Annotated in this window: 26 protein-coding genes and 1 pseudogene; 17 read left to right on the top strand and 10 right to left on the bottom strand. The window is 55.5% G+C overall.

Features of this window, described 5'->3' with window-relative positions; all coding sequences use genetic code 11:
• The first annotated feature begins 58 nt into the window (after positions 1–58).
• The 5 genes from C7459_RS19370 (at position 59) to C7459_RS19390 (ending at position 3,483) form a co-directional block, all read left to right on the top strand.
• Positions 59–1,057: an outer membrane lipoprotein-sorting protein gene (locus C7459_RS19370; RefSeq protein ID WP_109690936.1), complete on the top strand. Its 999-nt coding sequence runs from the start codon at positions 59–61 to the stop codon at positions 1,055–1,057.
• 112 nt (positions 1,058–1,169) lie between these two features.
• Positions 1,170–2,321, top strand: coding sequence for an alanine racemase (gene alr, locus C7459_RS19375; protein ID WP_109690937.1), 1,152 nt, complete (start codon positions 1,170–1,172; stop codon positions 2,319–2,321).
• Positions 2,322–2,527: 206 nt separating this feature from the next.
• On the top strand, positions 2,528–2,779 hold the full coding sequence (locus C7459_RS19380) for a CopG family ribbon-helix-helix protein (protein WP_038094469.1): 252 nt from the start codon (positions 2,528–2,530) through the stop codon (positions 2,777–2,779).
• A 4-nt stretch (positions 2,780–2,783) separates the two neighbouring features.
• Complete coding sequence (locus C7459_RS19385) at positions 2,784–3,134, top strand: type II toxin-antitoxin system PemK/MazF family toxin (RefSeq protein ID WP_109690939.1); 351 nt, start codon at positions 2,784–2,786, stop codon at positions 3,132–3,134.
• Positions 3,135–3,225: 91 nt separating this feature from the next.
• On the top strand, positions 3,226–3,483 hold the full coding sequence (locus C7459_RS19390) for a hypothetical protein (RefSeq protein ID WP_109690940.1): 258 nt from the start codon (positions 3,226–3,228) through the stop codon (positions 3,481–3,483).
• A gap of 115 nt (positions 3,484–3,598) precedes the next feature.
• On the opposite strand, the gene C7459_RS19395 is transcribed toward C7459_RS19390, so the two are convergent.
• A complete protein-coding gene (locus tag C7459_RS19395) occupies positions 3,599–4,024 on the bottom strand; it encodes a hypothetical protein (protein ID WP_109690941.1) in 426 nt (141 codons plus the stop codon).
• 689 nt (positions 4,025–4,713) lie between these two features.
• Between C7459_RS19395 and alaS the strand changes: the two genes are divergently transcribed.
• The 6 genes from alaS to C7459_RS19425 all read left to right on the top strand — a co-directional run bounded on the left by alaS (position 4,714) and on the right by C7459_RS19425 (position 11,325).
• Complete coding sequence (gene alaS, locus C7459_RS19400) at positions 4,714–7,341, top strand: alanine--tRNA ligase (protein WP_109690942.1); 2,628 nt, start codon at positions 4,714–4,716, stop codon at positions 7,339–7,341.
• 157 nt (positions 7,342–7,498) lie between these two features.
• Positions 7,499–8,023, top strand: a complete 525-nt coding sequence (locus C7459_RS19405) for a GNAT family N-acetyltransferase (protein WP_109690943.1) — start codon at positions 7,499–7,501, stop codon at positions 8,021–8,023.
• A 231-nt stretch (positions 8,024–8,254) separates the two neighbouring features.
• The gene (liaF, locus tag C7459_RS19410; protein WP_109690944.1) at positions 8,255–9,163 is read left to right on the top strand and encodes a cell wall-active antibiotics response protein LiaF; all 909 of its coding nucleotides are present in this window, start codon (positions 8,255–8,257) and stop codon (positions 9,161–9,163) included.
• A complete protein-coding gene (locus tag C7459_RS19415) occupies positions 9,144–10,283 on the top strand; it encodes a HAMP domain-containing sensor histidine kinase (RefSeq protein WP_109690945.1) in 1,140 nt (379 codons plus the stop codon). Before liaF ends, C7459_RS19415 begins: the two co-directional genes overlap by 20 nt.
• On the top strand, positions 10,252–10,911 hold the full coding sequence (locus tag C7459_RS19420; RefSeq protein ID WP_109690946.1) for a response regulator: 660 nt from the start codon (positions 10,252–10,254) through the stop codon (positions 10,909–10,911). The genes C7459_RS19415 and C7459_RS19420 overlap by 32 nt, the downstream gene beginning before the upstream one ends.
• A 42-nt stretch (positions 10,912–10,953) precedes the next feature.
• Positions 10,954–11,325 (top strand): sirohydrochlorin chelatase, encoded by a 372-nt coding sequence (locus tag C7459_RS19425; RefSeq protein WP_109690947.1) that lies wholly within the window; start codon positions 10,954–10,956, stop codon positions 11,323–11,325.
• On the opposite strand, the gene C7459_RS19430 is transcribed toward C7459_RS19425, so the two are convergent.
• The gene (locus C7459_RS19430; protein ID WP_109690948.1) at positions 11,310–11,792 is read right to left on the bottom strand and encodes a Fur family transcriptional regulator; all 483 of its coding nucleotides are present in this window, start codon (positions 11,790–11,792) and stop codon (positions 11,310–11,312) included. The genes C7459_RS19425 and C7459_RS19430 overlap by 16 nt on opposite strands.
• 59 nt (positions 11,793–11,851) lie before the next feature.
• Here C7459_RS19430 and C7459_RS19435 point away from each other — a divergent pair, with 59 nt between their 5' ends.
• Positions 11,852–13,024, top strand: coding sequence for an MFS transporter (locus C7459_RS19435; protein ID WP_281272792.1), 1,173 nt, complete (start codon positions 11,852–11,854; stop codon positions 13,022–13,024).
• A gap of 86 nt (positions 13,025–13,110) precedes the next feature.
• Here the strand turns inward: C7459_RS19435 and C7459_RS19440 are convergent, their stop codons facing one another.
• Both C7459_RS19440 and C7459_RS19445 read right to left on the bottom strand, forming a co-directional pair.
• The gene (locus tag C7459_RS19440; RefSeq protein ID WP_109690950.1) at positions 13,111–13,296 is read right to left on the bottom strand and encodes a hypothetical protein; all 186 of its coding nucleotides are present in this window, start codon (positions 13,294–13,296) and stop codon (positions 13,111–13,113) included.
• 131 nt (positions 13,297–13,427) lie between these two features.
• Positions 13,428–14,720, bottom strand: coding sequence for a DUF6612 family protein (locus C7459_RS19445; RefSeq protein ID WP_170119567.1), 1,293 nt, complete (start codon positions 14,718–14,720; stop codon positions 13,428–13,430).
• Positions 14,721–14,839: 119 nt separating this feature from the next.
• On the opposite strand from C7459_RS19445, the pseudogene C7459_RS19450 reads away from it, so the two are divergent.
• Positions 14,840–15,699: pseudogene (locus tag C7459_RS19450) on the top strand (cation diffusion facilitator family transporter).
• 48 nt (positions 15,700–15,747) lie between these two features.
• On the opposite strand, the gene C7459_RS19455 reads toward C7459_RS19450, so the two are convergent.
• From C7459_RS19455 to C7459_RS19465, 3 genes are all read right to left on the bottom strand, one after another.
• Entirely contained in the window at positions 15,748–16,296 is a 549-nt protein-coding gene (locus C7459_RS19455; RefSeq protein WP_109690952.1) for a hypothetical protein, read from the bottom strand.
• Positions 16,286–17,653 carry an AAA family ATPase gene (locus C7459_RS19460; RefSeq protein ID WP_170119568.1) on the bottom strand — a complete coding sequence of 456 codons (1,368 nt, stop codon included), beginning with the start codon at positions 17,651–17,653 and terminating at the stop codon, positions 16,286–16,288. Before C7459_RS19460 ends, C7459_RS19455 begins: the two co-directional genes overlap by 11 nt.
• Positions 17,654–17,768: 115 nt before the next feature.
• Positions 17,769–19,934 carry an ATP-binding protein gene (locus tag C7459_RS19465; RefSeq protein ID WP_109690954.1) on the bottom strand — a complete coding sequence of 722 codons (2,166 nt, stop codon included), beginning with the start codon at positions 19,932–19,934 and terminating at the stop codon, positions 17,769–17,771.
• A gap of 155 nt (positions 19,935–20,089) precedes the next feature.
• On the opposite strand from C7459_RS19465, the gene C7459_RS19470 reads away from it, so the two are divergent.
• Positions 20,090–22,363, top strand: a complete 2,274-nt coding sequence (locus C7459_RS19470; protein ID WP_109690955.1) for a DEAD/DEAH box helicase — start codon at positions 20,090–20,092, stop codon at positions 22,361–22,363.
• Between the two features lie 46 nt (positions 22,364–22,409).
• Here C7459_RS19470 and C7459_RS19475 read toward each other — a convergent pair whose 3' ends face one another.
• Positions 22,410–22,685, bottom strand: a complete 276-nt coding sequence (locus C7459_RS19475) for a hypothetical protein (RefSeq protein WP_109690956.1) — start codon at positions 22,683–22,685, stop codon at positions 22,410–22,412.
• A gap of 161 nt (positions 22,686–22,846) precedes the next feature.
• On the opposite strand from C7459_RS19475, the gene C7459_RS19480 reads away from it, so the two are divergent.
• The gene (locus tag C7459_RS19480; RefSeq protein ID WP_109690957.1) at positions 22,847–23,059 is read left to right on the top strand and encodes a hypothetical protein; all 213 of its coding nucleotides are present in this window, start codon (positions 22,847–22,849) and stop codon (positions 23,057–23,059) included.
• 80 nt (positions 23,060–23,139) lie between these two features.
• Here C7459_RS19480 and C7459_RS19485 read toward each other — a convergent pair whose 3' ends face one another.
• A complete protein-coding gene (locus tag C7459_RS19485; RefSeq protein WP_170119569.1) occupies positions 23,140–23,655 on the bottom strand; it encodes a GNAT family N-acetyltransferase in 516 nt (171 codons plus the stop codon).
• Between the two features lie 111 nt (positions 23,656–23,766).
• On the opposite strand from C7459_RS19485, the gene C7459_RS19490 reads away from it, so the two are divergent.
• Complete coding sequence (locus C7459_RS19490) at positions 23,767–24,252, top strand: GNAT family N-acetyltransferase (RefSeq protein WP_170119570.1); 486 nt, start codon at positions 23,767–23,769, stop codon at positions 24,250–24,252.
• A 192-nt stretch (positions 24,253–24,444) separates the two neighbouring features.
• Here the strand turns inward: C7459_RS19490 and C7459_RS19495 are convergent, their stop codons facing one another.
• A complete protein-coding gene (locus C7459_RS19495) occupies positions 24,445–24,717 on the bottom strand; it encodes a hypothetical protein (protein ID WP_109690959.1) in 273 nt (90 codons plus the stop codon).
• 60 nt (positions 24,718–24,777) lie between these two features.
• Between C7459_RS19495 and C7459_RS19500 the strand changes: the two genes are divergently transcribed.
• Positions 24,778–25,161 (top strand): DUF309 domain-containing protein, encoded by a 384-nt coding sequence (locus C7459_RS19500; RefSeq protein WP_170119571.1) that lies wholly within the window; start codon positions 24,778–24,780, stop codon positions 25,159–25,161.
• Positions 25,162–25,177: the final 16 nt, after the last annotated feature.

The raw sequence follows: 25,177 nt of genomic DNA on the forward strand, positions 1-25,177 counted from the left end.
AGGCAATTCCGACAAGTCCGCACACGGCTTGTCGACAAATGTGGGAGGAGTTGAGCAGATGAGAAAGACCTGGTATCGAGTCCTCGTCAGCCTGCTGATCCTGTCGCTCACCCTTGTCGGATGCGGCAAGCAGGATCAGGAAACGGTGTTGAAGGGCCTCACCGACATGCAGGGCAATTTGAAATCTTATGAGTCAAAAGCGACCATGACGGTCACCGCGAACAACACGCAACAGAAATACTTTATCGAGACCTGGTACCAAGCCCCGCACTTTTACCGCATCGCACTGGGGAACGACCAGAACCAGATCACCCAAGTGATCGTGCGCAACGACGACGGAATTTTTGTCGTGTCACCGCAATTGAAGAAAAGCTTCCGATTCAAAGGGGACTGGGCGGAAAACCAAGGCCACGTCTACCTCTACCACGCGGCGGTCGACCGGATCTTGCAAACGCAGGACAAGAGATTTAGCGCAAGCGATGGCAACGTGTCGTTCCTGATGAAGATGGAGCCGGAAAATCCGCTCGTCAGCACACAGCGCGTCACGCTGAAGGAAAATAGCTACGAACCGCAACAGATTGCCCTGCTGGACAAGGAAGACAAGGCGATCGTCGCAGTTGATTTCACCTCCTTCAAAACCGGCGTCGAGTTCAAAAAAGACGCCTTCACCCCGGAATCCGCGATGGCGATGGCACCGTCTGGCACCAAGCCAGTTCTGGCGGGTGCCAAAGACTTTGGCGTGATCGAACCGCGCTACGTGCCGTCGGGCGCGAAACTGCTGGAGCCGCAGGAAACGCAATCCAGCGTGATGCTGCGCTTCGCTGGCAAGGACCCGTTCACGATCATCGAACAGCGTCCGGCTGCCAAGGATTCCAACTTGAACAACGGAAAAGTGGTCGACCTCTGGGGCAGCACGGCCGTGTTGACCGGACTGGAAGGCGAAACGCGCACAATGCAATGGTTCAACAACGGTGTCGAGTTCTCGCTGACCGGTAAAATGACGTCCGATGAGATGATCAAAGTGGCACAGTCGATGATCAACTCCGGCGGGAAATAAAAGTTCTGGGGGTGCAAAGGGTGTCGGCGGACACCCTTTTTGCCTCAGGTGAAGGACACGAGTAGTCCTTGTCGAAGTGATAGTGTCATACAGAAGGAAAGAAGGGAATCTGATGTTTGTACGACCGACGTGGGCGGAAATCCACTTGGACAACCTCGCGCATAACATCCAAGGTATACATGCATTGTTGCCAGCGGGCACTCGGCTGATGGCGGTCGTCAAGGCGAATGCCTATGGGCATGGCGCGATCCCTGTCGCCCGCAAAGCGTTGCAAGCGGGCGCGACCTATCTCGCAGTCGCCTCTGTTGACGAAGCGCTTGAGTTGCGCAAAGCAGGCATCCATGCCCCGATTTTGGTGCTGGGGTATACGCCGCCTGGGCAGGCTGCCCTCGTGGTTGAGCACGACCTGACGCAAACCCTCTACCAAGAGGACATGCTGGCTGCCTTGAGCGCGGCCGCCTTGGAAGCGGGCCAGTTGGCCAAAGTTCACGTCAAGGCAGACACGGGGATGGGTCGACTCGGATTCACCACCGTGGCGGACACCACCGCGTTTGTCAAACAGGCGCAGAGTACAGCGGGCGTCGTCGTCGAAGGGCTGTTTACGCACTTCGCCACCGCAGACGAAGCGGATACGTCCTATGCAGAGGAGCAGTTGGCGCGTTGGCGGGACCTGCTGTCCGCTTGTGCCGAGGAAGGTCTACAAATCCCACTTCAGCATATATCAAATAGCGCGGGCATCTTGCACCTCCCCCACAGCCCTGGCAACATGGTCCGGCTAGGCATCTCCATGTACGGATGCTGGCCTTCGGAGGAGGTTCCGCACGAGGTGGAACTGCGCCCGGTGATGAAACTGGTTTCGCAGATCGTCCACCTGAAGGACGTCGGGCCGGGAACGAAAATTTCCTACGGCGCGATGTTTGAAGCACAACGTCCCACCAAGATTGCCACCCTCCCGATCGGCTACGCGGATGGGTATTCACGCCTGCTCTCGAATCGAGCCACTGTGCTCGTGCGCGGCCAACGCGCTCGCGTCGTCGGCCGAATCTGCATGGATCAATTGATGGTCGATGTCACCGACATCGACGATGTGCAGACGGGCGATGAAGTGGTGCTGTACGGAGCCCAAGGTTCGGACGAGATCACCGTCGATGAAGTGGCGGGTTTGATCGGCACGATCTCCTATGAGGTGATCTGTGACCTTGGCCGCCGCGTACCGCGCTTGTATACGGAAGGACAGGAGATTGTCGAAGTCCGCACGATCTGACATGAAACAGGGACGGGTTGGGAACTTTGAAGGAGGGGCCTATGATCCACGGCGCAAAAGTGCCACAAGTTGGCATGATCTGGTATACGCATCCACATGCTTTGACATACTTAGGCTATGATGGGTATAATACGTTTGGATGTCTGTGGAGATTAGGTAGTATTGTTGCTTGGAGGTGCCGCGTGTTGTCCAAAACCAAACGCATTATGGTCAGTGTTCCGAATCATCTGTTGCAGGAAGTCGATGGGATCGTGGAGGCCGAAAACCTCAACCGCAGCGAATTCATTCGCGAAGCCATGAACTTGTACCTGCTGGAGAGAAAGAAGCGCTATATCCGGGAATCGATGCAAAAGGGCTATCTCGAGATGGCAAAGATCAACCTTAACATCGCATCAGAAGCGTTTTTGGCGGAGGAAGAGGCGGAGACAACTCTAGACCGTTTAGTTAGCGGGGTGTAAGTCGGTGAATGTAAAGCGCGGCGACATCTATTTTGCTGATTTATCGCCCGTCGTGGGTTCCGAACAGGGCGGATTTCGTCCTGTGTTGATCATTCAAAACGACATCGGCAATCGATTCAGCCCCACCGTGATCGTCGCGGCGATTACCGCGCAGATTCAGAAGGCCAAATTACCCACCCATGTGGAGATCGACGCTAAGACTTACGGTCTGGACCGCGACTCCGTGATTCTACTGGAACAAATCCGCACCATCGATAAACAGCGGTTGACCGATAAAATCACTCATCTGGACGATGAATTGATGTCCAGGGTCAATGAAGCCCTCTCGATCTCGTTAGGACTCATCGACTTTTAAACAAGAGAGCTGACACTGGAACGCACAGATTCAGCTCTTTTTTTGTTGCACAAAAATGGGCACACTACCTCCGTGAAAGGGGGGAGTAGCTATGGAAATCAAACCGCACTTGCAACGCCGCTCCGACTTCATCGGGAACAGCCCAATCGCCGAGCACAACGATGCCGGCATCCTCGTCCTGCGCGATGGCAACGAGTACCGATTTGCTGTCGAACTGGACGTGGATACTGTGGTCGAGGTTGAGAAGACCGAGAACAAGCACCAAGTCAACGCGATCATCGACAGCCTGCGCGAGCGCCTGCCGGAGATTCGCGACCAGTTCGGCGACTGCTATCCAGAGGAAAGCTAATACGGCATAAAATAAAACCACCTGAATTTCTTCAGGTGGTTTTATGTAAGACCATAGGCATAGATGAGTCGGACCCGATGAACCGACAATCGGGTGCTTGCTTGTCTCGCTCGACTTACGCGAGGTGGCCTTTGCCTGGACCTGGGTGGCGCACGATGTACGCGAGTTCGTCCTCACCCGGACCTGGGGTGCGCACGATATACGCGAGTTCGTCCTCGCCCGGACCTGGGGTGCGTACGATGTACGCAGTGGTAGCTTCTTCGCCAGTGCCAACCACTCCGTGCTTTTTGCCGCGGACAATGTAGGCGGTTTCAGAACCAGCCACTTTCTTTTTACCGCGCACGATATAAGCGAGTTGGTCGTCGCCCGGACCCGGAGTCCGAACGATGTACGCGGTGACCGGAGGCATAATCGGGATGTCATGATTGATTGCGAGAGTTGCACTGGAAGGAGCGACCGAGGTGTTAGCGGTCTGTGAAGATGCAGGCACCAGAAGTGCAGCTGCCAGGGCAAGACCTACGAAAGCGAAAGCTTTTTTCATGTGAAACTCCTCCTTTGTGGTGCGTTTGATAATAAAGGTTTAAATAAACATTCATCATCAAGCTGAATATATCACAATTGTCCGTCGAATTCAAATCAATTTTGAATTTTATATACAAATTGCGCAATTGATCGACACGAAGGGACAGCCGTGAAGGTGAAGCGTTGAAGGTTTTCAAGTGTTCTTAAACCCGTCCGTAATTCTTGCTGTCATTTACATTATAGAACTAAAGTGAGCGAACGAGCAATAGTCTTTACTGCCTTCTCTATATAGGACGTTGGGCGCAGGGAAAAGTTTCACGTTCAGGACAAAATTCTCTTGTAATTCGTATAGGGGGGTCTAATCAGGGGGAGACTACTTTACGAAATGAGGTTGTCGCACGTATAATGGAAAGTAACACCTATATACGAATGCATCGACGAAGAGGAGTATGGCATAGCCTCCCCGCAGAGAGAGTGTCCCACAGGCTGAGAGGACACTTGGGTGAAGGATGTCGGAACGCTGCTTCTGAGTGCAGGTCAACCCTGCCGGATCGTGCCCGTTACCGCACTCCAAGGTGACCGTGGTTTGTAGTTTACTCAAAAACCCGGTAACCAGGGTGGTACCGCGAATGTGTCTACAACAGCCTTTCGTCCCTGGATTTACAGGGATGGAAGGCTTTTTTTACTATCTGAAGGGAGTTTTGTCTGATGAAGTCCTCTGAGATCCGCAACCGATTTGTGAAGTTTTTTGAATCCAAAGGTCATGACATCGTACCGAGCGCTTCGCTCGTTCCGTACAACGACCCGACCTTGCTCTGGATCAACGCGGGGATGGCACCGCTCAAAAAGTTCTTTGATGGTTCTGAGCTTCCGAAAAACCCGCGCATGACCAACTCGCAGAAGTGCATCCGCACCAACGACATCGAGAACGTCGGGAAAACAGCCCGCCACCACACGATGTTCGAGATGCTCGGCAATTTCTCGATCGGTGATTATTTCAAAAAAGACGCGATCCATTGGGCATGGGAGTTCCTGACCGAGGAACTGAAATTCGACAAGTCTCGCCTGTATTGCACGATCCACGTTGAGGATGACGAAGCGTTTGACATCTGGACGAAGGAGATCGGCATGCCGGAGGATCACATCGCCCGCACCAAGGAAGACAATTTCTGGGACATCGGCGAAGGCCCGTGCGGTCCTTGCTCGGAGATCTTCTTCGACCGCAAGCCGGAGCTGGGCCCGGATGAGACGTTCCACCCGGATAACCACGGCGAAACTCGCTACCTCGAAGTGTGGAACCTCGTCTTCACGCAGTTCAACCACAACGCAGACGGCACGTACACCGAACTGCCCAAGAAAAACATCGATACCGGCGCCGGTCTGGAGCGTCTCGTCTCGCTGATCCAAGGCGGCGAAACCAACTTCGACACCGACTTGTTCCTGCCGATTATCGAAGAGACTGCGCGACTGTCTGGCCAGACCTATCACGCGTCGCCGGACGTCGACATCGCGTTCAAAGTCATCGCAGACCACATCCGTACCGTGACCTTCTCCGTCGGTGATGGCGCACTGCCGTCCAACGAAGGCCGTGGCTACGTCATCCGACGTCTGCTCCGCCGTGCGGTTCGCTACGGGAAGGTATTGGGCATTGAGAAACCGTTCATGTTCTCGCTGGTGAAGATCGTCGGCGACATCATGGGCGAATTCTACCCGGAAGTTTTGCAAAAGCGCGAGTTCATCGAGCGCGTCGTAAAAGCCGAGGAGGAGCGCTTCCATGTCACTCTCGCTGACGGGGAAACCCTGCTGGCGGAAGTGTTGGGTCGCGTAAAAGGGGCAGGGGCGAACATCCTGCCAGGCGAGGAAGCGTTCCGCCTGTACGACACCTACGGCTTCCCGATCGACCTGACCGAAGACATCTGCGCGGAGCAAGGGATCGAGATCGACCGAGCAGGTTTCGAAAAAGCGCTGAACGAACAGCGCCAACGCGCACGCGCAGCACGCAAAGACGTCACTTCGATGGCGGTGCAAACCGACCTCTACAACGAGCTGGACATCAGCTCGAACTTTGTCGGTTACTCGGAGACGGCTACGGCTGCACAAGTGCTGGCGATCATCACGGGTGAAGGGATCGTCGAGGAAGCGCATGAAGGCGAGGAAGTCGCGCTGTTCCTGTCGCAAACTCCGTTCTACGCAGAGTCGGGCGGTCAGGTTGGCGACATCGGCCTGATCCATGTCGGGGCATCGGCGATCGTTCAAGTTCTCGATGTGCAAAAAGCGCCGAACGGCTACAACCTGCACAAAGCGCGCGTGCTCTCGGGCACGGTGAAAGTTCTGGACGAAGCAGAAGCGTCGATCGACTACGAGCGCCGTGTCGCCATCACCCGCAACCACACCGCGACACACTTGCTGCACAAAGCCTTGCGCGATGTGCTGGGCGAGCATGTGGCACAAGCCGGTTCCTTGGTCGGGCCGGAGCGCCTGCGTTTTGACTTCTCACATCTGTCGGGCATGAATGCGGACGAGATCGCTGAAGTCGAGCGTCGCGTCAACGAGCAGATCTGGGCAAATGAAGTGGTGGACATCAACGAGATGTCGATCGACGATGCGAAGAAATTGGGCGCGATGGCGCTGTTCGGCGAAAAGTACGGCGATGTCGTGCGCGTGGTCAGAGCGGGCGACTACTCGATTGAACTCTGCGGCGGTTGCCACGTGCGTTCCACTGGCGAGATCGGCTTGTTCAAGATCCTCACAGAGTCGTCCATCGCGGCAGGTGTGCGCCGCGTAGAAGCGGTTACGGGCAAGGGGGCTTACGAGTTCGTAGCAGAGCGTGAACGCCTCCTACAGGACGTTGCAGGCAAGCTCAAGTCGAACATCACCGACATCCCGATGCGCGTCGACATCCTGCAAGGCAACATCAAGGATCTCGGCAAAGAAATCGAATCGCTCAAGTCGAAGCTGGCGATGGGTGAAGTGAAAAACCTCGTCGAGCAGATCCGCGACGTGGACGGCGTCCCGTTCCTCGCAGCGAAGTTGGAGGGCGTGGACATGGACGGCCTGCGCGCGATCGCCGAAGACTTGAAAGCGCGTCTGGACTCCGGCGTCATCGTGCTCGGGGCTGCACAGGGCGCAGACAAAGTTTCGTTTGTCGTGGCGGTCACCAAAGACCTCAACGCCAAAGGCATCCAAGCCGGCAAACTGGTGAAGGAAGTCGCGTCGATCACCGGCGGTGGCGGCGGCGGTCGTCCTGACCTCGCGCAAGCAGGCGGCAAGGACGTCACCAAACTGCAAGAAGCGCTGGACAAAGCACAGGAATTGCTCCAAGGCATGTTGGTCTAACCTCATCGAATTAAAAAAGAGCGTCTGCCCTCGCGGCAGGCGCTCTTTTTTCTCCACTTGTGCAAAACGACCGATACTTTTTTCGTATTTCTGCAGTAGTGTAGGTGCTATACTCTACAAGGGGAATGTTCACAGATGTAGAGGGGGATGTACACGCATGGAGATTCGATTGGCGGAGGACTTGGATCATACGTACTTGGTGCGCGAGTACTTGCAGCATTTTAGTCCAGACTTTGGGGAAGCCAAGCGCTATGCAGAATGCAATTTGCTCTGGGATCGGACGTTGGTCATCGAGGAGGACGGGCTGATTCTCGGCACCTTGAGCTGGGGAGTCAGGGAAGCGATTCAATCGGGAATTGCGCAGTTGACAGGCTTGCGGATCATCCCTTCTCGACGGCGACAGGGATTGGGGACCCGTTTACTCGAAGCCGGTTTCGCGGATATGTCCGCGTACTTCACCGCACGCTCGACCCGCTTGCGCCAGGTCTATGCATTTGCACCAGGCGACGTGCTCGCCTTGCCGTTTCTCTTGAAACAGCAGGGGTTTGCACCGGTGATCCATCTCGACAACTGGCGCGAGGAGGGGCGGACCGATTGGTTGTACATACATACTTGTAACGAACTCGCATCTTGTTTAGGGGCGCTAGACTTGGGTGAAGCTGGCACTTGTCTAGAACCATGAGGAGAGGTGGTCGTACTGAAAACGATCAGTTTCTAAAAAAATCTCGCACGAAGCGATGAGTTGCCAAAAAGAGGAGTCCCACATAGGGAACTCCTCTTTTTTCACATTACAATGATCTCCGTCTCAAGACGGAGGCGCGCACCGTCTATCGTGGGGGGCAAGCGCAGGGGTGAGGAGGTATAATGAGGTTAACAGAGAAATTTGGTAGGGTGAAGAAAGGAAGCGGAGATCATGAGATTTTGGGGAGCGCTCTTGCTAGGTGTCGGTGCGGTGATGGCACTTGTGAATTTTGGTGTATGGGAAGGACAGACCGTCCGGGATGTGTTCCACACGTTTTGGCCTGCGATCATTATCTATTTTTCACTGATCGGCTGGATCGGGGATGTTGCGCGTCGGGCGTGGTTTGGTATGGTTTGGAATACAGTCGGGATCGCGGGCGGAGCGATGCTGTTGCTCAACAACCTCGGCTTGCTCAGCGTCTCGTGGGCCAAACTGCTCGTCCCAGGTGCATTGATCGTGTTCGGGTTCCTGCTCCTGTTCGGCAAGTCTGGGGGGCGCAAGGCACGCACGTCGATTCGCTATGCGGACCCGGAACCACTACAGGAGCCGGACAGAGCACCAGATCGAACACCTGACCGAGCACCTGACCGAACGCCGGTGAGCACGAACAAGATCAGTCTGAAAAAAACGGATCACGTTCCCACAGCTCCGTCCGGCACGGCATCGAGTGGACCAACAGCTACATTGACGAGTTCGACCCCGCAGCAAGCAACACCGCGCATCATCTCGAACCAAGCGGGTGACCTGCGCATCGGGGGCGCGAATTGGAAACTGGAAACCTCGCGGATCATGATGCGTGCAGGAACGATCTGTTTGGACCTGCGCGACACGTTCATCCCCGAAGGGGAGACCACGCTCGACATCGAGTGCAAAGCAGGTGATATCGACATCTTCCTGCCCGATGGGTTGGATGTGTTGGTGGAATCCAAAGTAAAACTGGGCTCCAACCGCGTGCTCGACCAGCGCAATGCCAACGGCACGCTCTACTACAAAAGCAATGGCTACGAAGAAGCGGACCGGAAAGTTCGCTTACACATCCTCGTGAAGTTTGGTGATATCCATGTTGCGCGGGTTGGATAGCCGATTCAAAAGCGTCCGCTGGTCGTTGTTGCTCGCCTTCGTGCGCACAACGGCTGCGGCGCTTGCTGTGTTTGTCGGGCTGGTCGGCGGCAGTGTCACCCTGCACGACTGGCTGTCCACGACCCCGTTGCTCCCCCTCGCTGCGTTGACGTCCGGGCAATGGATCGTGCTCGCGGTGATTTTGTTGCTGTCCGCGCTGGTCTCGATCCTCGTCGTCGGCATCAGCGGCGGCTATACGCAGTCGCGCGCGATGCAGGAGCGGATGCGCACCTTGGTCGAAGCGACGATGCTCTGGGCCAACGGTCGCCTCGGGCACCGGATCGAGGTGCTCGGCGAGGAGAACGAGATCAACGAACTGGTCGGCGCTCTGAACGGGATGGCCGAACGCTTGGAAGACCATGTGCTCGCCCTCGGGCGGCTCGTCGACAAAAACGAACGGCTGGCACAACGTGCGGCTACGCTTGCCACGGTGGAGGAACGCCAACGTCTGGCTCGCGATCTGCACGACTCGGTCTCGCAGCAGTTGTTCGCGATCGGCATGACGGCAGGGGCGGCCAGCAAGATCTACGACCGCGATGTCGAGCGTGCTCGTCCGCTGATCGCACAACTGGAGGAGATGGCCTCCAAGGCACAGGCGGAGATGCGGGCGTTGCTGTTGCACTTGCGACCGGTGGAGTTAGAAGGGCGATCCCTCGCCGAAGCGTTGGATCGCTTTTTACAAGACGTATGTCCACGCCACCAGATCTGTTATGACATGGAGCTCAACGGCGTCGTGCGGCTGAGCGATGGGATGGAGTCGCACTTGTTCCGCATCGCGCAGGAGGCGGTGTCGAACGTGATTCGCCATGCCTCAGCGAAGCGCTTGACGGTGAAATTGGTGCGTGAGGGCGAGCGCGTCTGCCTCGCGATCTCCGATGACGGGCAAGGGTTCGACCCGAAGCAGTCCCGCGGGGGATCGTATGGACTCCAGTCGATCCGCGAACGGGCGGAGGAAGTCGGCGGGCGACTGGATGTTTTGACAAGTCCCGGCCAAGGCACGGAGATGCGCGTCTGGGTGAGTTTGTACGGCAAGGGGGAAGGGGATCGCGATGAGCAACATCCGAGTGTTATTGGTAGATGATCATGACATGGTGCGGCTAGGTGTACGCACCTACTTACTGACCGAGCCGGACGTTGAAATCGTCGGCGAAGCGAATTCTGGAGAGCTGGGTGTCGAGCTGGTGCAACAGGTGAAGCCAGATGTGGTGCTGATGGACCTCGTGATGGGCGGCATCGACGGGGTGCAAGCGACACGCGAAGTGCTGGCGGTATACCCGCAGACCAAAGTGCTGGTGCTGACCTCGTATCTGGAGGATGAAAAAGTGCTCCCAGCCTTGGAGGCGGGAGCATCTGGTTATTTGTTGAAAACGGTGCTCGGCGATGAACTCGCCATCGCGATCCGCAAAGTTTTCCACGGCGAGACGGTGCTGGAGCCGCAAGTGGCGGCGAAGGTTGTCGCCAATTTGCAAAAGCCGAAGCCTGTTGCGCCTGTGACCGACCTGCTGACGGAGCGTGAGATGGATGTGTTGCGTCTGATCGGCCAAGGGATGACAAACCAGCAGATCGGTGAGACTCTCTACATCGGGATCAAGACGGTGAAGACACACGTCAGCAACATCCTCGCCAAACTCAGTGTCGAAGATCGTACACAAGCGGCGATCCTCGCAATCCGCAAGGGCTGGGTGGACGGGGAGAGCAAAAAAGGGTAAGGTAGAAACTATTGAAGTGAAGTAGTTCGGAGGGCGAAGGAGATGCCAAAGCTTGGAATCGTGGTGCTGGCACATGGAAGTGAAGTGCCAGGCAGCGGCGAGGAGACGCTTGCGGAACTCGCCGCTTTTTTGCGATCGGAGAGCGGAGCGGTGGTGGAGGTGGGCTACTTGAACTTCCAGAGCCCGCGCATCGCCGAAGCGGTGACCCGCGTCCTAGCGGCGGGCGTCGACCGGGTGACGGTCGCGCCTTTTTTCCTATCCGAGGGTTATTTGATGCGCAAGGCCGTGCGGCAGGCGAAGGAAGCGGCGCATGGCGTGGAGATCAAAATCGCCTCGCCGCTGGGCCAACACCCGCGACTGCTCGACGTGGTGTTGGAGAGGATGGCGGAGGCGATGGGTTACAGGCTGGACTGACAGCAGTCCGCACAGTGCCCGAAGATCTCAAAGCGATGCGTTTCAATGTGAAACCCGGCCGGAGTCTCCAGTTGGAGGGCATCCATCGGGCAACCTTCGACGAGTTGGGTGCGTCCGCATACGGTGCAGATGAAGTGGTGGTGATGGTGGTTGGCATCGCAGGCGATGCGGAACTTGCTACCGCCGTCACCGAACACCGATTCCTCGATCAGTCGTTCCTCCTTCAAGAGATGGAGGTTGCGATAGACCGTGTCGAAGCTCAGGCGTGGGAATTGGATTTTGAGCAGCTCCAGCAGGTCTTTGGCGCTGATGTAGCGGTCTTCCTCTAACAGGATGTCCACGATGGTGCGGCGTTTGCCGGTGAGCTTGAAGCCCTGTTCCTTGAGACGTTCCAAAAACTTCTCCTTGGTGTTGGGCGTTTCGTGTGTATGAGTGTGATCATGGCTGTGATCGTGACTGTGCGACATGAGGGCACTCCTTTCCAAACTTCATTTCTAGTATAACACATGCGGGACGGTGGTCGATTCTGGAACTCTTACAACCTTCGAGATCCGAAGCACGTGGCAAGACACGGACGCTTGGGGCCTATTATTTCTTTTTCTTCATCGCATTTGGTGCGCTGTATCCGATGTTGCCGCTGTTCCTGCGCGAAAACGGCTTGAGCGGGCAACAGATCGGGATCATCACCGGCATCGGGCCGGTCATGACCGTGCTGTTCCAACCGATCTGGGGTATGATCGTCGACCGTTGGCAGGCGCAACGATTGGTGTTGTATGTGACGTTGCCGACCGCTGGGGTGTTGGCGTTGCTCTACCCGCAAGTTGGTGGGTATGTGATGTTCCTCGTGCTGTTTGCCGCGATGTCGACGTTCCATTCCTCGACGATTCCGATCATCGACAGCATCTCGCTGCGCACGGTGCAACAGCACGGCGGTGACTACGGGTCGCTGCGCTTGTGGGGCGCGATCGGGTTCGCGGTCGCTTCGATGTTTGCCGGGCGGATGGCGGATGTGACCGGTTTGCAGGCGATCTTCTACATCTACGCGGCGGCGATGTTCGTCTGTGTGTTGTTGACGAGGTCGTTGCCACAGGAGTCCACGCGCATGGAGTTCCAGCTCTTGAAGGGACTTGGGCAGTTGGTGCGCCTGCCGCGATTTATGGTGTTCCTGTTCGGGACGTTCCTGATCTTCGGGACGATTCAGGCGAACAACAGCTATTATTCGATTTTCTTCACGGCAATCGGCGGGAACGTCGCCGGCGTGGGCTTGTCGTTTCTGATCGCGGCAGGCAGTGAAGCGCCGGTGATGAAGCTTGCTGGGCGGGTGATTTCGCGCACCGGGTTGATGTGGGCGCTGGTGCTCTCCGGTTTGATTTCCGCACTGCGCTGGCTGTTCTATGGCTTGGAACCCGCGCCGATGTTGGTGATGTCGCTGCTGTTCGTGCAAGGGCTGTCGGTCGGGTTGTTTCTCCCGGCGGCTGCACAGTTTGTGCGGGACAACACCCCGACAGAGATTCGCGTGACGGCGCTCGGGATCTACTCGGCGATCGGCAATGGGCTCGGCTCGATGGCCGGCACGATGGTCGGCGGGTTGTTGCTGGACAGCGTAGGGATTTTTGGCACGTACACGGTGTTTGGAGTGGCTTCGCTGGTCGGGGTCGCGGCGATGTTCTCGCTGCGGTTTTTGCCGGAGAAGGTGTGAGACCTTCGAGAGGATCGATTGAGGAGGTAGCATGCAAAACCCCTTTGCCTAAGCAGGCAGAGGGGTTTTTTCGCAGTCGCAGGTTTTTAGGATTGTTCTTGGCTTTTTTTCTCGGCTTGCTTTTTCATCTTTTCAATGAGTTCCTGTTTCTTCGCAGCAGCACTGCCAAATGCCCCACCATTCGAGCCATTGGCTTGCTTGTTTTGGAATCCACCTGGTTTCATGCCACCCGATTGATTGGTCGGTTTCTTACGGTTCTCCGCTCTTGGCATCTTGCTCACCTCCTGTATGTCCTTTCATTCTAAACCATTCGCCCGTACTTTCACACCATCTATCACAAGCGGGAGAGAGTATGGTAAAAAAAGTCGAAGCCATCAGCGATGGCTTCGACTTTTTTACGTGCTTACATAGCTGTTGCGTTGGTTTTGATCTCGTCGGGGACGGTGATCGGTTGGACGCCGTTGAAGTTGGTCAGGGTCATGTCGAACGTGGATTTCTCGCCGGTGGTCAGGGCGGTCTCCGTGTGCGACTTTACTTGGTAGTGCGTCGTTTTGTCGAGGACAAACGAGTAGGCCGCACTTTGGAATTGCACATCGGGGGTGCTGGCGTCTGGGGCGGCGACGACTTTGTTCAGGACAACGCTAGGCACCGTTCCTGACAAGGTGTAGGTGGTCGCATCCTCGGTCACGGTCAGATAGGGCGCGATGGCATGGTATTCCTTGGTGCTGGTGTTGTGGGAGGGGACGAGGTCGTCGAGCGACCCTTGGAACGCCATCTTGCCCCAGGTTTTGTCCGGGCTCTGCATATAGGCGGTGCCGTCCGCGACGTAGGACTCGCTTTGCACGTTGAGCGCCTGGCCGTCCACATCTGTACCGGTCACGGTGCTGGTTTCGTGCGCAGTGAACGGGGAGCGGGTGAAATCAACCTCGGCGGCAACCACGAGATCGGGCGAGGCGGTCATGCGCTCGGTGGCATGGAACGAAGCGAGGCTGTTCATCGCTGCATCCGTTTGGTCGAGCAGGGCGATCACGCGCCCGATCTGGTCGGCTTTGCCCGTGTAGGTCGTGCCGTGGGTGGAGAATTCATAGGCGAGTCGGGCGACCGCTTGGCGCTCGGCGTTGCCTTGTGGATCGAATATCCAGCCGCTGGTGCCTTGGCTGCCCTTGATGAAGCCGATGTGTTGTGTGAGCGCGACGAGCGGTTTGGCATAGTCGCTGGTCTGGCCTTCGTCTGCAAATGAGGAGGTCAGTGCATAGGTGTTCGCTTCCTCGGACTTGCCCATCGCCCGGATGAAGAAGGTCGCCAACTGCTCGCGGGAGATCGGCTCCAGCGCGCCAAATGTCGTGGTTCCCGTCCCTGAGGTCAGGTTGGCGGAGACCAGCGCACCGACATAGGGGCGAGCCCAGTCCTCGACGTCGGTGAATTTCGCAGCGGCCGTGGAATCGGGGGTGAGCTTGAGTGCTTTGGCGAGCAGGGTGGCGAATTCTTGGCGGGTCATCGAAGCGCTTGGACGGAAGGTGTTGTCCTCGTAGCCGGAGATGATGTTCTGGTCGATCAGGGCTTGAATTTCAATCTGTGCGTAGGAGTTGCCGAGGTCTGTCAAGTTGCGTCCTTGGGCATGAGCGGTCGTGGCTGGGACGCACAAACTCGTCGCGAGCAGACCAGAGAGGAGCAGCGGGAACAACGTGCGTTTCATGAGAACCCTCCTTAGGGGAATGCTAGGAATGAGAGCACGTAGATTACTGTTCCCCCGTCTCGCGTTTTTCATCGGGGTCTTTGATAGAGTAGTAAAAAGGGGATGTTCAACGTGAGCGCATGTTCTGGGAGCTTGTGAAAAAAGGCAATCGTTCCTCCGCGATCGGCAATACATTGCTGGTGGTGTTAAAGGAGTTGCCGCCGCTCTGAGCGGCAATGGGGCGATGTTTGCCTCCACGATGCATTCGGTGGCGGATGCGGTCAACCAAGGGCTTGTATTTGTCGGGAGTGTGATGGCAGAACGCAAACCGACGCGCAAATTCCCGACCGGTTTCGGGCGGGTGATCAACTTGGTCTGTATGGTGGCCGTGCTCGTGGTGACGATGATGGCCTACGAGACGATCTGTGAGGGCTGGCATCTGATCCAGCATCCGGCGACCGTTACGAGTGTGCTCTGGGATGTGATTGCGCTGGGGGCGGCGATCCTCGTCGACGGCTATGTGTTGCATAAAGCGATGCATGAGATTGCACAGGAGAGCCGCGTGGAGGCGCGAGGTGTCGGGCTGTTGGTAGCTGCGTTTCGGCATGCAGGCCAGGCATCGCCTCCGACGCGGTTGATGTTCTATGAGGACTTGGTTGCCACCTTGGGAGCGTTGTTCGCGTTGGTAGCGATCTTAGTGTCTAACTATACGGAGTTCAAAGTATTAGACGGGGGTTGTCGCGGTGCTGATCGGGTAGCAGAATTGATTTTTGCCGACCCGGACGTGACGGATACCAACAAGATGCGGATTGTGCAAGAGGGACGGAATAACCATTCCGAGACATACATCGAATTGATGCTAGGCTTCTCGCTCGCCGATGCGGACGATATCAAACTCCGTGTGCGCGACTTGATCCTGCGGGACCACGACGTATCGGATGTCACGCTGGGGATTCTGGAGGACGACGGCGTTCGCAACTGGCTCCCGGAAGAGATGTAAGGAAAAAAGACCCCTCTGCGTGGGCAGAGGGGTCCTTTTTTGTAAGGCCTAAAAGAATTCATCGATGCTGTAGGTTTGGTTGCATTTTTCAAAGTAGACTTGCAGCTCACCTACAGTACTAGGTTCTCGTTTGGCGCGACGGAACGTTCCTTTTTGGGCAGATTTGCGGGTGTGGAAGATGATGTGCCGGTATTGGCATTCGAATTGTTTGTTGAAATGTAAGTCGATGGTACGGAGCAAGTAGTCGACAAAATTGCGACCAGCCTTGAGCTGGATGACACCATCTCCAGGGTTGCCTGATTTCAGTTCGATGATAAATACAAAGCAGTCGGTACCGTCTTGGCAAAACAAGATGGCATCGTTTTTCTTTTTGATCCCGCCTGTCGTGTTTTTGAAGAACGGGAAGACGTCGAGACCTTTTTGGTCGAGGGAAAAGGCGAAGATCTTGCCTCGTTTTTTCAGCCAGACAGACTCGCCTAAAGTACCTTCTCCTTGGTTGTGCTCTTCTGCGAGGAGGAGGAGGTTTTGCGGGTCAGGTTGGAGGACGAGTTTGGATTCGACAACCTGATGCAAGGCATCGAAAAAATCAGTCGCCATCCTGTTGTTCCTCCTGTAGCGAGTAATAGATGTCGTCTGCTGCTTGGTTTGCGCTATTGATGACTTTGTCGAATGTTTCCGCGATGATGCCTTCATTCGGATCGATGAGCATAGGCTCGATCCGATTTTCGATGAAGAGATAGGGGGCTACATCGGTGGGCTTGAGGAGCTCATCTTCGGTGTAGCCGTATTTTTGCATGATTTCTTCGCGGTTTTTGGTCAGTTTGGAGAGCATGAGCAAGTTGTTGAATTCCTTCACCATGTAGTCGCTGTGGGTGGATATGATGACGTGAAGCCCACGGTTTGCGGCTTTTGCTAGAGCACGAGCGAGTTTGCGCTGGTTGTCAGGGTGGAGGTTGAGTTCGGGTTCGTCGATGATGAGGTATGCTCCCTTTTTTGCCATATAGGTAAGGTAGAATACTAAACCGAACAGTGACTTGACAGTTGAGGAGGAGACATGCAGATTGATTTGTTTTCCATCCTGATTTATATAGAATACCTGTTGGTTTTTTACTTCGTAAGTTCCTTTGATGATGTTGGTTTGGATTTCTCTAGCAATATCAACAAATGGGCCTTCCTGATTCGCATAGAGTTCTAATCGGTTTAAGAATTGGAGATAGTCTGAGATCGGAACCGCATAGGGGGAAATATTTTGTTCCAGCTTGTTTCTGACATCCAAAAGATCATCATTGACCAATCCGATCCCGAGGTCATGCACAAGTTCATTTCTTGAAGCATTCAATTCTTTGAAAAATAAGTTCATACCTGAGCGTTCTGCAGGCAATAAAAATGTCTCAGAAAACAAATCGGAAATAACATACCGACTAAGAATTTGCGCTCCAAGAGAAGCGACAAGTTGTTTTTGGATTTTGTTTTCTGTCAAAAACCCTGTGGAAATAACTCGGGTAGCTAATGTACCAAGTTTCTTGAGAAATTGAAGTCTTCCAAAAGACGCATAGTGGATAGAACTATTATATTCGGTTTCTCGAAGCACGTTTTTAAATTGTTCAATGTCTACTTGCAACCCAATGTCAGCAGACGCAAAGGCATCGAATTTTACGCTAAATAAACGAAAGAGGTTACGTGAGAATTCAAAACACACCGTATCTAGTTTTGTATCCAACTGATCAAGTGCATCCTCTAAGTCAACTTGTATTTCACCCACATCTTCATTCTGCATGTCAATAAGTTCTGGGAACTCCATTTCGAGATGAGAAAGCTCCTTTGATAACCCATAAATCGCATACGTCCCATATGTCTTCCCCGTATTATTCTCCCCACACAGGATCGTCAGATTTTTAACCTGAACTTCACCTGTTTCAATGGGCCCGAGGTTTTGAAAGCGATACTGTAACATATAGAACCTCCCGTAGTGTGTGTTCTCCGAATCTCTCAAAGATATTATTTCCATTATACCACGATAAGTACCCGACCTAAAAAAAGACCTTGGCCCGGGGCCGAGGTCTTTTTTCTCAAAACCGGATCGTAAACACCGTCCCGACCTCAACCGCGCTCATCACTTCGAGCGTGCCTCGGTGGGTCTCCACGATCTTGCGACAGACGGGCAGTCCGAGGCCGGTGCCTGTCGCTTTGGTGGTGAAGAATGGTTCAAAAATGCGCTCGATCTGCTCCAACGTCATGCCACAGCCGTTGTCCGCAACTTCAATCACACCATTGCGCAGACGGATCTCGATCCGTCCGCTCGGGCCTTCGATCGCATCGAATGCGTTGCGCACGAGGTTGATCAAAACTTGCTTCAACTCGCGGGCGTTGCCTTCGATGCTATGCGTTTCCTCCAAATTCAACTCCAGCAACACACCCCGGTAGTTCGCTTCCCCCTCCAGCACGAGGAACGTCTCCCTGATCAACGAGGCCAGATCGATCGGCTCCCACTCCAATTCCTGCACAGGACGCGCCATGCTCAGGTATTCGGTGAGGATCGCGTTCATCCGGTCGATCTCCGTCTGCATCACATGTAAGTACATCTGTTGGACGTCGCCCTTGAGATCCTTGGCCAGCAGTTGCAGGAAGCCCCGCACCGAAGTCATCGGGTTGCGCACTTCATGTGCAATCGTCGCCGCCATCTGTACATAGTTGGAGTGTGCATCCACTCGGCGCGACAACTGCTCCCACTCTTGGTAGAGCGTGGTGTCCTTGACGAAGATCATGCAGCCGTCCGCATCCTGCGTCAACGGGTTGAGGATCGGGAACAGATCGTACTCCAGCAGATACTCACGGCCTTGCAACAGGGCCGGCCCCTGTGGCAAGTGGTCGCGGCGACCGTTCGCGAGCACTTTTTGCAACGCTTCGTGCAGGGCGTGCTCCCGATCGGGCAACTGCCAGAGCATCGCGTCCGCCAAGTGCTGCCCGACGACATCCGATTCGTGACAGCCGACCAACGTACACAGTTCCGGCGAGATGTATTCGATGCGTTGGTTGGCATCGAGCAACAACACGTTCAAGGCGACCGATTGCAGGAGCACTTGTGTCTTCTGCGTCAGGCGGTCGATCGTGAATTCCTTCGAGAGATCGTAGCAGATCAACAGCCACCCCGCAGGCTGGGCTTGTACCGGCGGCAGTTCGCGCATCGTCAACGAGAAGGGGATCTCCTCCCCGTTTTTGTGGCGGAACAGTCCGATGCGGTTCTCGATGCGTCGCCCCTTGCGCAGTTCGTTTGAGACGTAGGTTCCGTCTAACATGCGGTAGACTTGTTGCCAGCGCGTGCCATCCCACGAGAGCACTTCCTCCCCGCTGTACCCGAACATCTGGGAGAAAAACGGGTTCGTGTACAGCACACGCCCCGTTGCATCGAGTGTCAACAGGCCCAGCGGCAACTGGTCGAGCGCGTGGCGTTGCTGGCGGCGGTAGTGGTGGACGAGATCGACAGCGTCTTTGAAAGCGTGGGGGAGGTTTTTCAGCAGGTCGAGTTGAGAATTCATGGTGTTCACGGAGAGCGTGTCGCCATCGTAGGATTTTAACCAGTTGATGAGATTGTTCTGTTCGAGTTGCAGATGCTGCTCCTTGCGGTAGGTGCTCACACCGATGGCGAGCAACAGCGTTAACGCAATCAAGCAGATCGCCGAGCCGGACAGCCAGATCGCCGTCTCCTGCATCTGAATCGAGTTGGCCGTCTGGCTGACGGAGAGCACCCCGAGCACGTTGCCCGCTTGGTAGACGGCGGTGGCATAGTTGTAGATCCGGGTGCCGCGCATGACGGAAACGGTGTAGTAGAAATGCGGTTTTCCCGTCTCGATCGTCGCCAACAACTCAGCCGGCTGCAGGTCGCCGGGCAGCTTGAAGGGCAGCGCTTCATTGTTGTGATGTGGAGCGTAGGCCACCACCTGATGTGTTTGTGCGATGTACAGCGAACCGCTTAGATCGCTGTCAGCAGGAAACGTTTCATCGAGCAGGTTTTGGATCTGCTGATAGAGCACCGGTTGGTTTGCGTAGGCCATCGCATTGGTGATGCTCGGATCGGTGGACAAGCGGTGTTGGAGGATCACCGAGATCGCGGAGAGCTTGTCCTGTTTCTCTTGATAGAGCGCATTGAGAGCAACTTGAACCAGCAGGATGGTGGTGCAGAGCAAAAGCAATGCCGGTACGAATAGCTTCAGTACAGTGGATAGTTTGCGGCTCATGTGCCAGTCCTTTTTTATCGAATATTCTCTAGTAATAGGGTGGGTTTACAAATCTTTACTCTCTTCTACTATACTCCATTTCTGTAAACTATTAAAGTTGCTAATTTCCAAGAGGAATTCAATACCCCCAACGAGAAGGGGTACAAGCTAAGGAGATGAACAACTTCATGAATCTCGATCTGTTGCTCGACGAGTGGAAGCGCACCGAGTCGTTCATGCGCAATGTCACGCATTGGCGTGTCTACCCAGCGCAGGAAGCGGTCTACACAGACTTCCCGACGGGGATGGACGAACGTATTCAAGACTCGTTGCAGAAAAAAGGCATCCGCCAACTCTATTCCCACCAAGCACAGGCTTTTGATACGATTGCACGCGGCAAAAACGCCGTCGTCGTCACGCCGACGGCGTCTGGCAAGACGCTCTGCTACAACCTGCCCGTGCTCAACCGCATTCTCAACGACCCTTCTGCCCGCGCGCTGTACCTGTTCCCAACCAAAGCGCTGTCACAGGATCAGATGAAGGAACTGCATGAGATGGTCGAGCATTTGGAGCAAGACATCAAGACGTTCACCTACGACGGGGATACGCCGGTCACCGCCCGCCAAGCGATTCGGCAGGCGGGGCACATCGTCGTGACCAACCCGGATATGTTGCATTCGGGGATTCTGCCGCACCACACCAAGTGGGTGAAGCTGTTTGAGAACTTGAGATATGTCGTCATCGACGAGATTCATATGTATCGCGGCGTGTTTGGCTCGCATGTGGCGAACGTCATCCGTCGGTTGAAGCGCGTCTGCAAGTTTTACGGTTCCGATCCGCAGTTCATCGCTTGTTCAGCGACGATCGCCAACCCGCGCGAGCTGGCGGTGGAATTGTTCGGCGAGGATTTTGAACTGCTGGATCAGTCAGGGGCGCCGCGCGGGGAGAAGCACTTTGTTTTTTACAACCCGCCGGTCGTCAACCAGCAGCTCGGCATCCGCCGCAGTTCGCTGCTGGAGGCACGGCGCATCGCGACCAGCCTGCTGACGAACAACATCCAAACGATCGTGTTCACCAAGGCGCGGACACAGGTGGAAGTCATGCTCACCTACTTGAAGGAGAGCACCGCCGGCATCGTGCCGCAAAAGTCGGTCCGGGGCTATCGCGGCGGCTATCTGCCCAACGAACGCCGGGAGATTGAGCGGGGACTTCGTGGCGGGGATGTGCGCGGGGTCGTCTCGACCAACGCACTGGAACTTGGCATCGACATCGGGAGTTTGGAAGCTTGTGTGATCACAGGCTACCCAGGAACGATCGCGTCTGTCTGGCAACAGGCGGGACGCGCCGGACGGAGGCATGGTAAGGCGGTCACCGTCCTCGTCGCTTCGTCCGCACCGCTGGATCAGTACATCATCCAGCACCCGGAGTACTTTTTTGAAGGATCGCCGGAGCATGCTTGGGTACACCCGGAGAATTTGATCATCCTCGTGGACCATATCAAGTGTGCGGCGTATGAGTTGCCGTTTGAACAAGGGGAGCAGTTTGGCGTGGCGACGACGGAGGAGGTCTTGGATTTCCTCGTTGAGGAGCGCGTGCTGAACAAAGCGTCGGACGAGCGGTATTATTGGATGAACGACAGCCTGCCGAGCCACAACATCTCGCTGCGTTCGGCGGCGCAGGAGAACGTCGTGATCATCGACATGACGGAGCAAAATCGCGTCATCGGGGAGACCGACCGCTTCTCCGCGCTGACCACCCTGCATGAGAAGGCGATCTACATCCACGAAGGCATCCAGTTCCAAGTGGAGAAGCTCGATCTCGAATACGGCAAAGCGTTTGTGCGCAAAGTGGACAGCGATTACTACACAGATGCAGAATTGGCGGTGCAGTTGACGGTGCTCGACGAGTTCAAGCGTACAGATGCCGAGCAAGTTCAGCATGGGTTTGGCGAAGTGGCGGTCAATGCGTTGCCGACGATTTATAAAAAAATCAAGTTCGACACGCATGAGAACCTCGGCTGGGGCAAAATCCACCTGCCGGAAGCCGAATTGCACACGATGTCCTACTGGGTTGCGTATGACGAAGCGTTCACGAAGGATCTCAGCAAGGAGCAGATTGAGAGCGGTCTGGTCGGCACGGCGAATCTCTTAAAAGGCGTGGCCCCGATCTATCTGATGTGTGCGCCCGGCGACCTGCATGTCCAGCCGCAAGTGCGCGCGCTGCACACCAAGGCCCCGACGGTGTTCCTCTATGATTCCTACCCAGGTGGCATCGGGCTCGCCGACAAGCTGTACGGCGTGCATGGGTTGCTGTTCCAATCGGCGTTGGATATGCTCAATGGCTGTAGTTGCGAAACGGGCTGCCCCTCCTGCGTTGGCCCTGTCGAGATCGTCGGCGAGCACGGCAAAGCCGTAACGCGCCGCTTTTTGGAGGCTGGGGTCGGGATGTGATGAACTAAAAAGTGCTCCCTGCACGGCGGGGGGCACTTTTTGCATGTTAGGCGAGGTTCGAATAGATGACCAGCAACAAGCCGGACAGGGAAAAACTGATGCTGACAGGATCGTAGAGTTCCCCCGGCTGCCGTCGATGCAAGGTACGGATACCCCCGAAGACCAGGAGCAACAACCCCATCAGGAAAAAGTAGCACTCCGCTGGTATCCATCTGTCACGGCCCCCGTCAAACAGGAATGTGCGATAGGCAATCACGGTAAGTGAAAGCCAGAACAATGTATAGAGCGTCACGTATAAACTGTACCCCCAGGAAAATCGCACCCTGTATCCCTCCTCGGTAAGCCCCTGTTCCATGTATATTCGCGTGGGGGTCAGAATTGTGCGTACATTTATTCTCAAAAACTAGCAAGCAACAGGAATAGTTTTGCTAGATCGGGTCATACTCTATACCAGAGACCAATTCGATCTGGAGGGATTCCACCATGACCCATGAACAAGTGCTGAAACAGTTCTACGCTCGTCTGAAAAACGTCTCGTCCGATTCCATCGTCCGCGTCGTCGATCTGGCGCGTGAGCACCACGTGAGCTACCGTCACTTGAGCAAGTTGTTGAAAACGTCAGGGTTGAATCTCCTCTGGATCAATGGCAAAGCGTTCGTGTATCGTGGGGAAGCGGTGTCGGTGTTGGCGTCCTGAGAGGGAGTTCGTAGACACCTGTTTGGAAAAAAGAAGCCTGTCGCAAGGGTGTTTGCGACAGGCTTCTTTTGGTATAGGAGTTAGTGGGGTAGTTTGAGGACCATGTGGTCGTCGTCGTAGAAGGTATCTCCCACCCGGATCGCGCGAGCTTCATGCCCGTAGGTTTGGAACCCGAGTTTGGTGTAGAGGGTGCGGGCGGCGGTGTTGCTGGCGGTGACGGTCAGGTTGATCTGCTCGACGCCGGGGAGGTCGGTCTGGACTTTGGCGACTGCGGCACGGATCAGGTCTTGGGCATAGCCTTTGGCGCGCGCTGCTGGAGCGACGTACATCGCGTAGAGGTTCGCTTTGTGTGCGAGTTTTTGCGACTGTTCGCGGACGATGGTGACGACGCCGACGAGTTGGTCATTGTCGGTGAAGGCGCCCAAGGTGAAGGAGGTGGGGGATGGAGCGAAGCGTTTTTCAAAGATCTCGATCGGGTTCGGGCGCTGGAGCGCTTCTTCATAGGAATCGGAAAAGGCTTCTGGGTGCGCTTGGAGCATCTGCAGCCGCAACTCCCAGTATGATGCGGCATCGGCCGGGGTTAAGGGTCTGATCATGGGGGTCATCCTTTCTGGTGTGTGTATGCTTAGTGTACCACCCGCGCTACCCGGAAGCATGATGCAGGTGTTACAATGTTCAAAATACGATCGGGTGATGGGGGCGACGGCATGTTGACATTTCGCGCGATCGATCCACAGCGAGATCAGGCGTGGGTCATTCCGAACCGGCGGGATTCGTTTTTGGTCAGTTTTGGTTCGTATGAGCATTATGGGCGGGATGAGGAGTATCTGGTGTGGTTGCAGATGCGCTGTGAGCAGTTTCCGCTCGGGCAGGTGCTGGCGTTTGAGGGCAGGGAGAATGTCGGGCAGTTGGAGTTGACTCTGCGTGAGGGAGGGAAGGTTGGGTATGTGAATTTGTATTACTTGCGTTCAGAGTATCGTGGGCGCGGGTATGGGAAGTTGTTGCATGAGTATGTGGAGATGTTTTTTCGGCCGTTTGCTGTGCAGCGGTTGGAGTTGCGGGTGTCGCTGAGCAATGCGAGGGCGATCCGTTTTTATGAGAAGTTGGGGTTTGTGGTGGCGTATGAGGAGGAGATGAAGGGACAGCGCGTGTTTCGGATGCAGAAGGAGATGGGTGGGCGGGTGGAGGGGTAGGGGCTGTCGGCGGGGTGTGTGCCGCTCCGGGTGGGGATATCGTTGCCCCGCTCAGACACCCCAATGAGGAAAATCACCTCATTGGAGAACTCGCTCCTCCAACGACATCCCCACCCTCCGCACGGTCGCCCCGTTTGGGCGGCGCGGGGATGAGGCTCTCGATCATGTCGCAAGTCGATTGGAGAGCTATTGTTAGTGCCACCCGGCACTGCGTTTGTGGGCGAGGATGCTCATGTAGGAGAGCGTGATGACTTGGTGCTCGCCTGTGACGAGGCGAATTTGATTGATCGGCAGTTGCCGGTAACGGCGCTGGATGTAAGAATAGACATTGCGGTCATCAAAGGGGTCCTCGAAGCGACCCAGCTCTTGGGCGATCTCGACGTCGGTGTGACGCGAGAGGTACAGGGTTAGTATGGTTCCGTTCTCCGTCTCTTGGAGAAAATCATGCACGATCTGCAATGGCACTTGGATCACCTCTTTGTCTAGTATGGGCGTGACGGTGCCGTTCTATAGGGGGGCTTGGCTTTGAACGATCAGGTGAGGGAGTTTCTGCGCCTCTTTAATGAAGAGCGCGATTTCTATGAGTGTCACGAGCTGTTCGAATTGGCGTGGAAGGCGGAGTCGCAAGAGCCGCTCAAGTCGTTCTACAAGGCACTGGTCCAAGTTGCCACGGCCCAGTTCAAAATCAACCAAGGCTACTTGCGCGGCTTCCGCAAGTTGTATGCATATTGCTTCAGCACGCTGGAAGCTCTGCCCGATGTCTACCAAGGTCTCGACATCGCCCGTCTGCGGCTCGAATTCACGGCGCAATTGGCGCTGTTGCCTGCGGTGGATAGCATTGAACCGGGGTCGTATCGTGAATATGGATTGGATTACCTGACTCTGGGTGTGCAGGAGTTCTACGTCTGATCTCGAATATATGTTC

It is taken from the genome of Tumebacillus permanentifrigoris, assembly GCF_003148565.1.
GTDB lineage: Bacteria > Bacillota > Bacilli > Tumebacillales > Tumebacillaceae > Tumebacillus > Tumebacillus permanentifrigoris.

Bases quoted from the DNA above. Each gene is read 5' to 3' on its own strand.
- C7459_RS19445 (WP_170119567.1), bottom strand. From the start codon at position 14,720: ATGAAACGCACGTTGTTCCCGCTGCTCCTCTCTGGTCTGCTCGCGACG.
- C7459_RS19415 (WP_109690945.1), top strand. From the start codon at position 9,144: ATGTTGCGCGGGTTGGATAGCCGATTCAAAAGCGTCCGCTGGTCGTTG.
- C7459_RS19425 (WP_109690947.1), top strand. From the start codon at position 10,954: ATGCCAAAGCTTGGAATCGTGGTGCTGGCACATGGAAGTGAAGTGCCA.
- C7459_RS19440 (WP_109690950.1), bottom strand. From the start codon at position 13,296: ATGCCAAGAGCGGAGAACCGTAAGAAACCGACCAATCAATCGGGTGGC.
- alaS (WP_109690942.1), top strand. From the start codon at position 4,714: ATGAAGTCCTCTGAGATCCGCAACCGATTTGTGAAGTTTTTTGAATCC.
- C7459_RS19405 (WP_109690943.1), top strand. From the start codon at position 7,499: ATGGAGATTCGATTGGCGGAGGACTTGGATCATACGTACTTGGTGCGC.
- C7459_RS19390 (WP_109690940.1), top strand. From the start codon at position 3,226: ATGGAAATCAAACCGCACTTGCAACGCCGCTCCGACTTCATCGGGAAC.
- C7459_RS19460 (WP_170119568.1), bottom strand. From the start codon at position 17,653: ATGTTACAGTATCGCTTTCAAAACCTCGGGCCCATTGAAACAGGTGAA.
- C7459_RS19465 (WP_109690954.1), bottom strand. From the start codon at position 19,934: ATGAGCCGCAAACTATCCACTGTACTGAAGCTATTCGTACCGGCATTG.
- C7459_RS19430 (WP_109690948.1), bottom strand. From the start codon at position 11,792: ATGTCGCACAGTCACGATCACAGCCATGATCACACTCATACACACGAA.
- C7459_RS19420 (WP_109690946.1), top strand. From the start codon at position 10,252: ATGAGCAACATCCGAGTGTTATTGGTAGATGATCATGACATGGTGCGG.
- C7459_RS19455 (WP_109690952.1), bottom strand. From the start codon at position 16,296: ATGGCGACTGATTTTTTCGATGCCTTGCATCAGGTTGTCGAATCCAAA.
- C7459_RS19370 (WP_109690936.1), top strand. From the start codon at position 59: ATGAGAAAGACCTGGTATCGAGTCCTCGTCAGCCTGCTGATCCTGTCG.
- C7459_RS19395 (WP_109690941.1), bottom strand. From the start codon at position 4,024: ATGAAAAAAGCTTTCGCTTTCGTAGGTCTTGCCCTGGCAGCTGCACTT.
- C7459_RS19380 (WP_038094469.1), top strand. From the start codon at position 2,528: ATGGTCAGTGTTCCGAATCATCTGTTGCAGGAAGTCGATGGGATCGTG.
- C7459_RS19480 (WP_109690957.1), top strand. From the start codon at position 22,847: ATGACCCATGAACAAGTGCTGAAACAGTTCTACGCTCGTCTGAAAAAC.
- C7459_RS19485 (WP_170119569.1), bottom strand. From the start codon at position 23,655: ATGATCAGACCCTTAACCCCGGCCGATGCCGCATCATACTGGGAGTTG.
- alr (WP_109690937.1), top strand. From the start codon at position 1,170: ATGTTTGTACGACCGACGTGGGCGGAAATCCACTTGGACAACCTCGCG.
- liaF (WP_109690944.1), top strand. From the start codon at position 8,255: ATGAGATTTTGGGGAGCGCTCTTGCTAGGTGTCGGTGCGGTGATGGCA.
- C7459_RS19490 (WP_170119570.1), top strand. From the start codon at position 23,767: ATGTTGACATTTCGCGCGATCGATCCACAGCGAGATCAGGCGTGGGTC.
- C7459_RS19470 (WP_109690955.1), top strand. From the start codon at position 20,090: ATGAACAACTTCATGAATCTCGATCTGTTGCTCGACGAGTGGAAGCGC.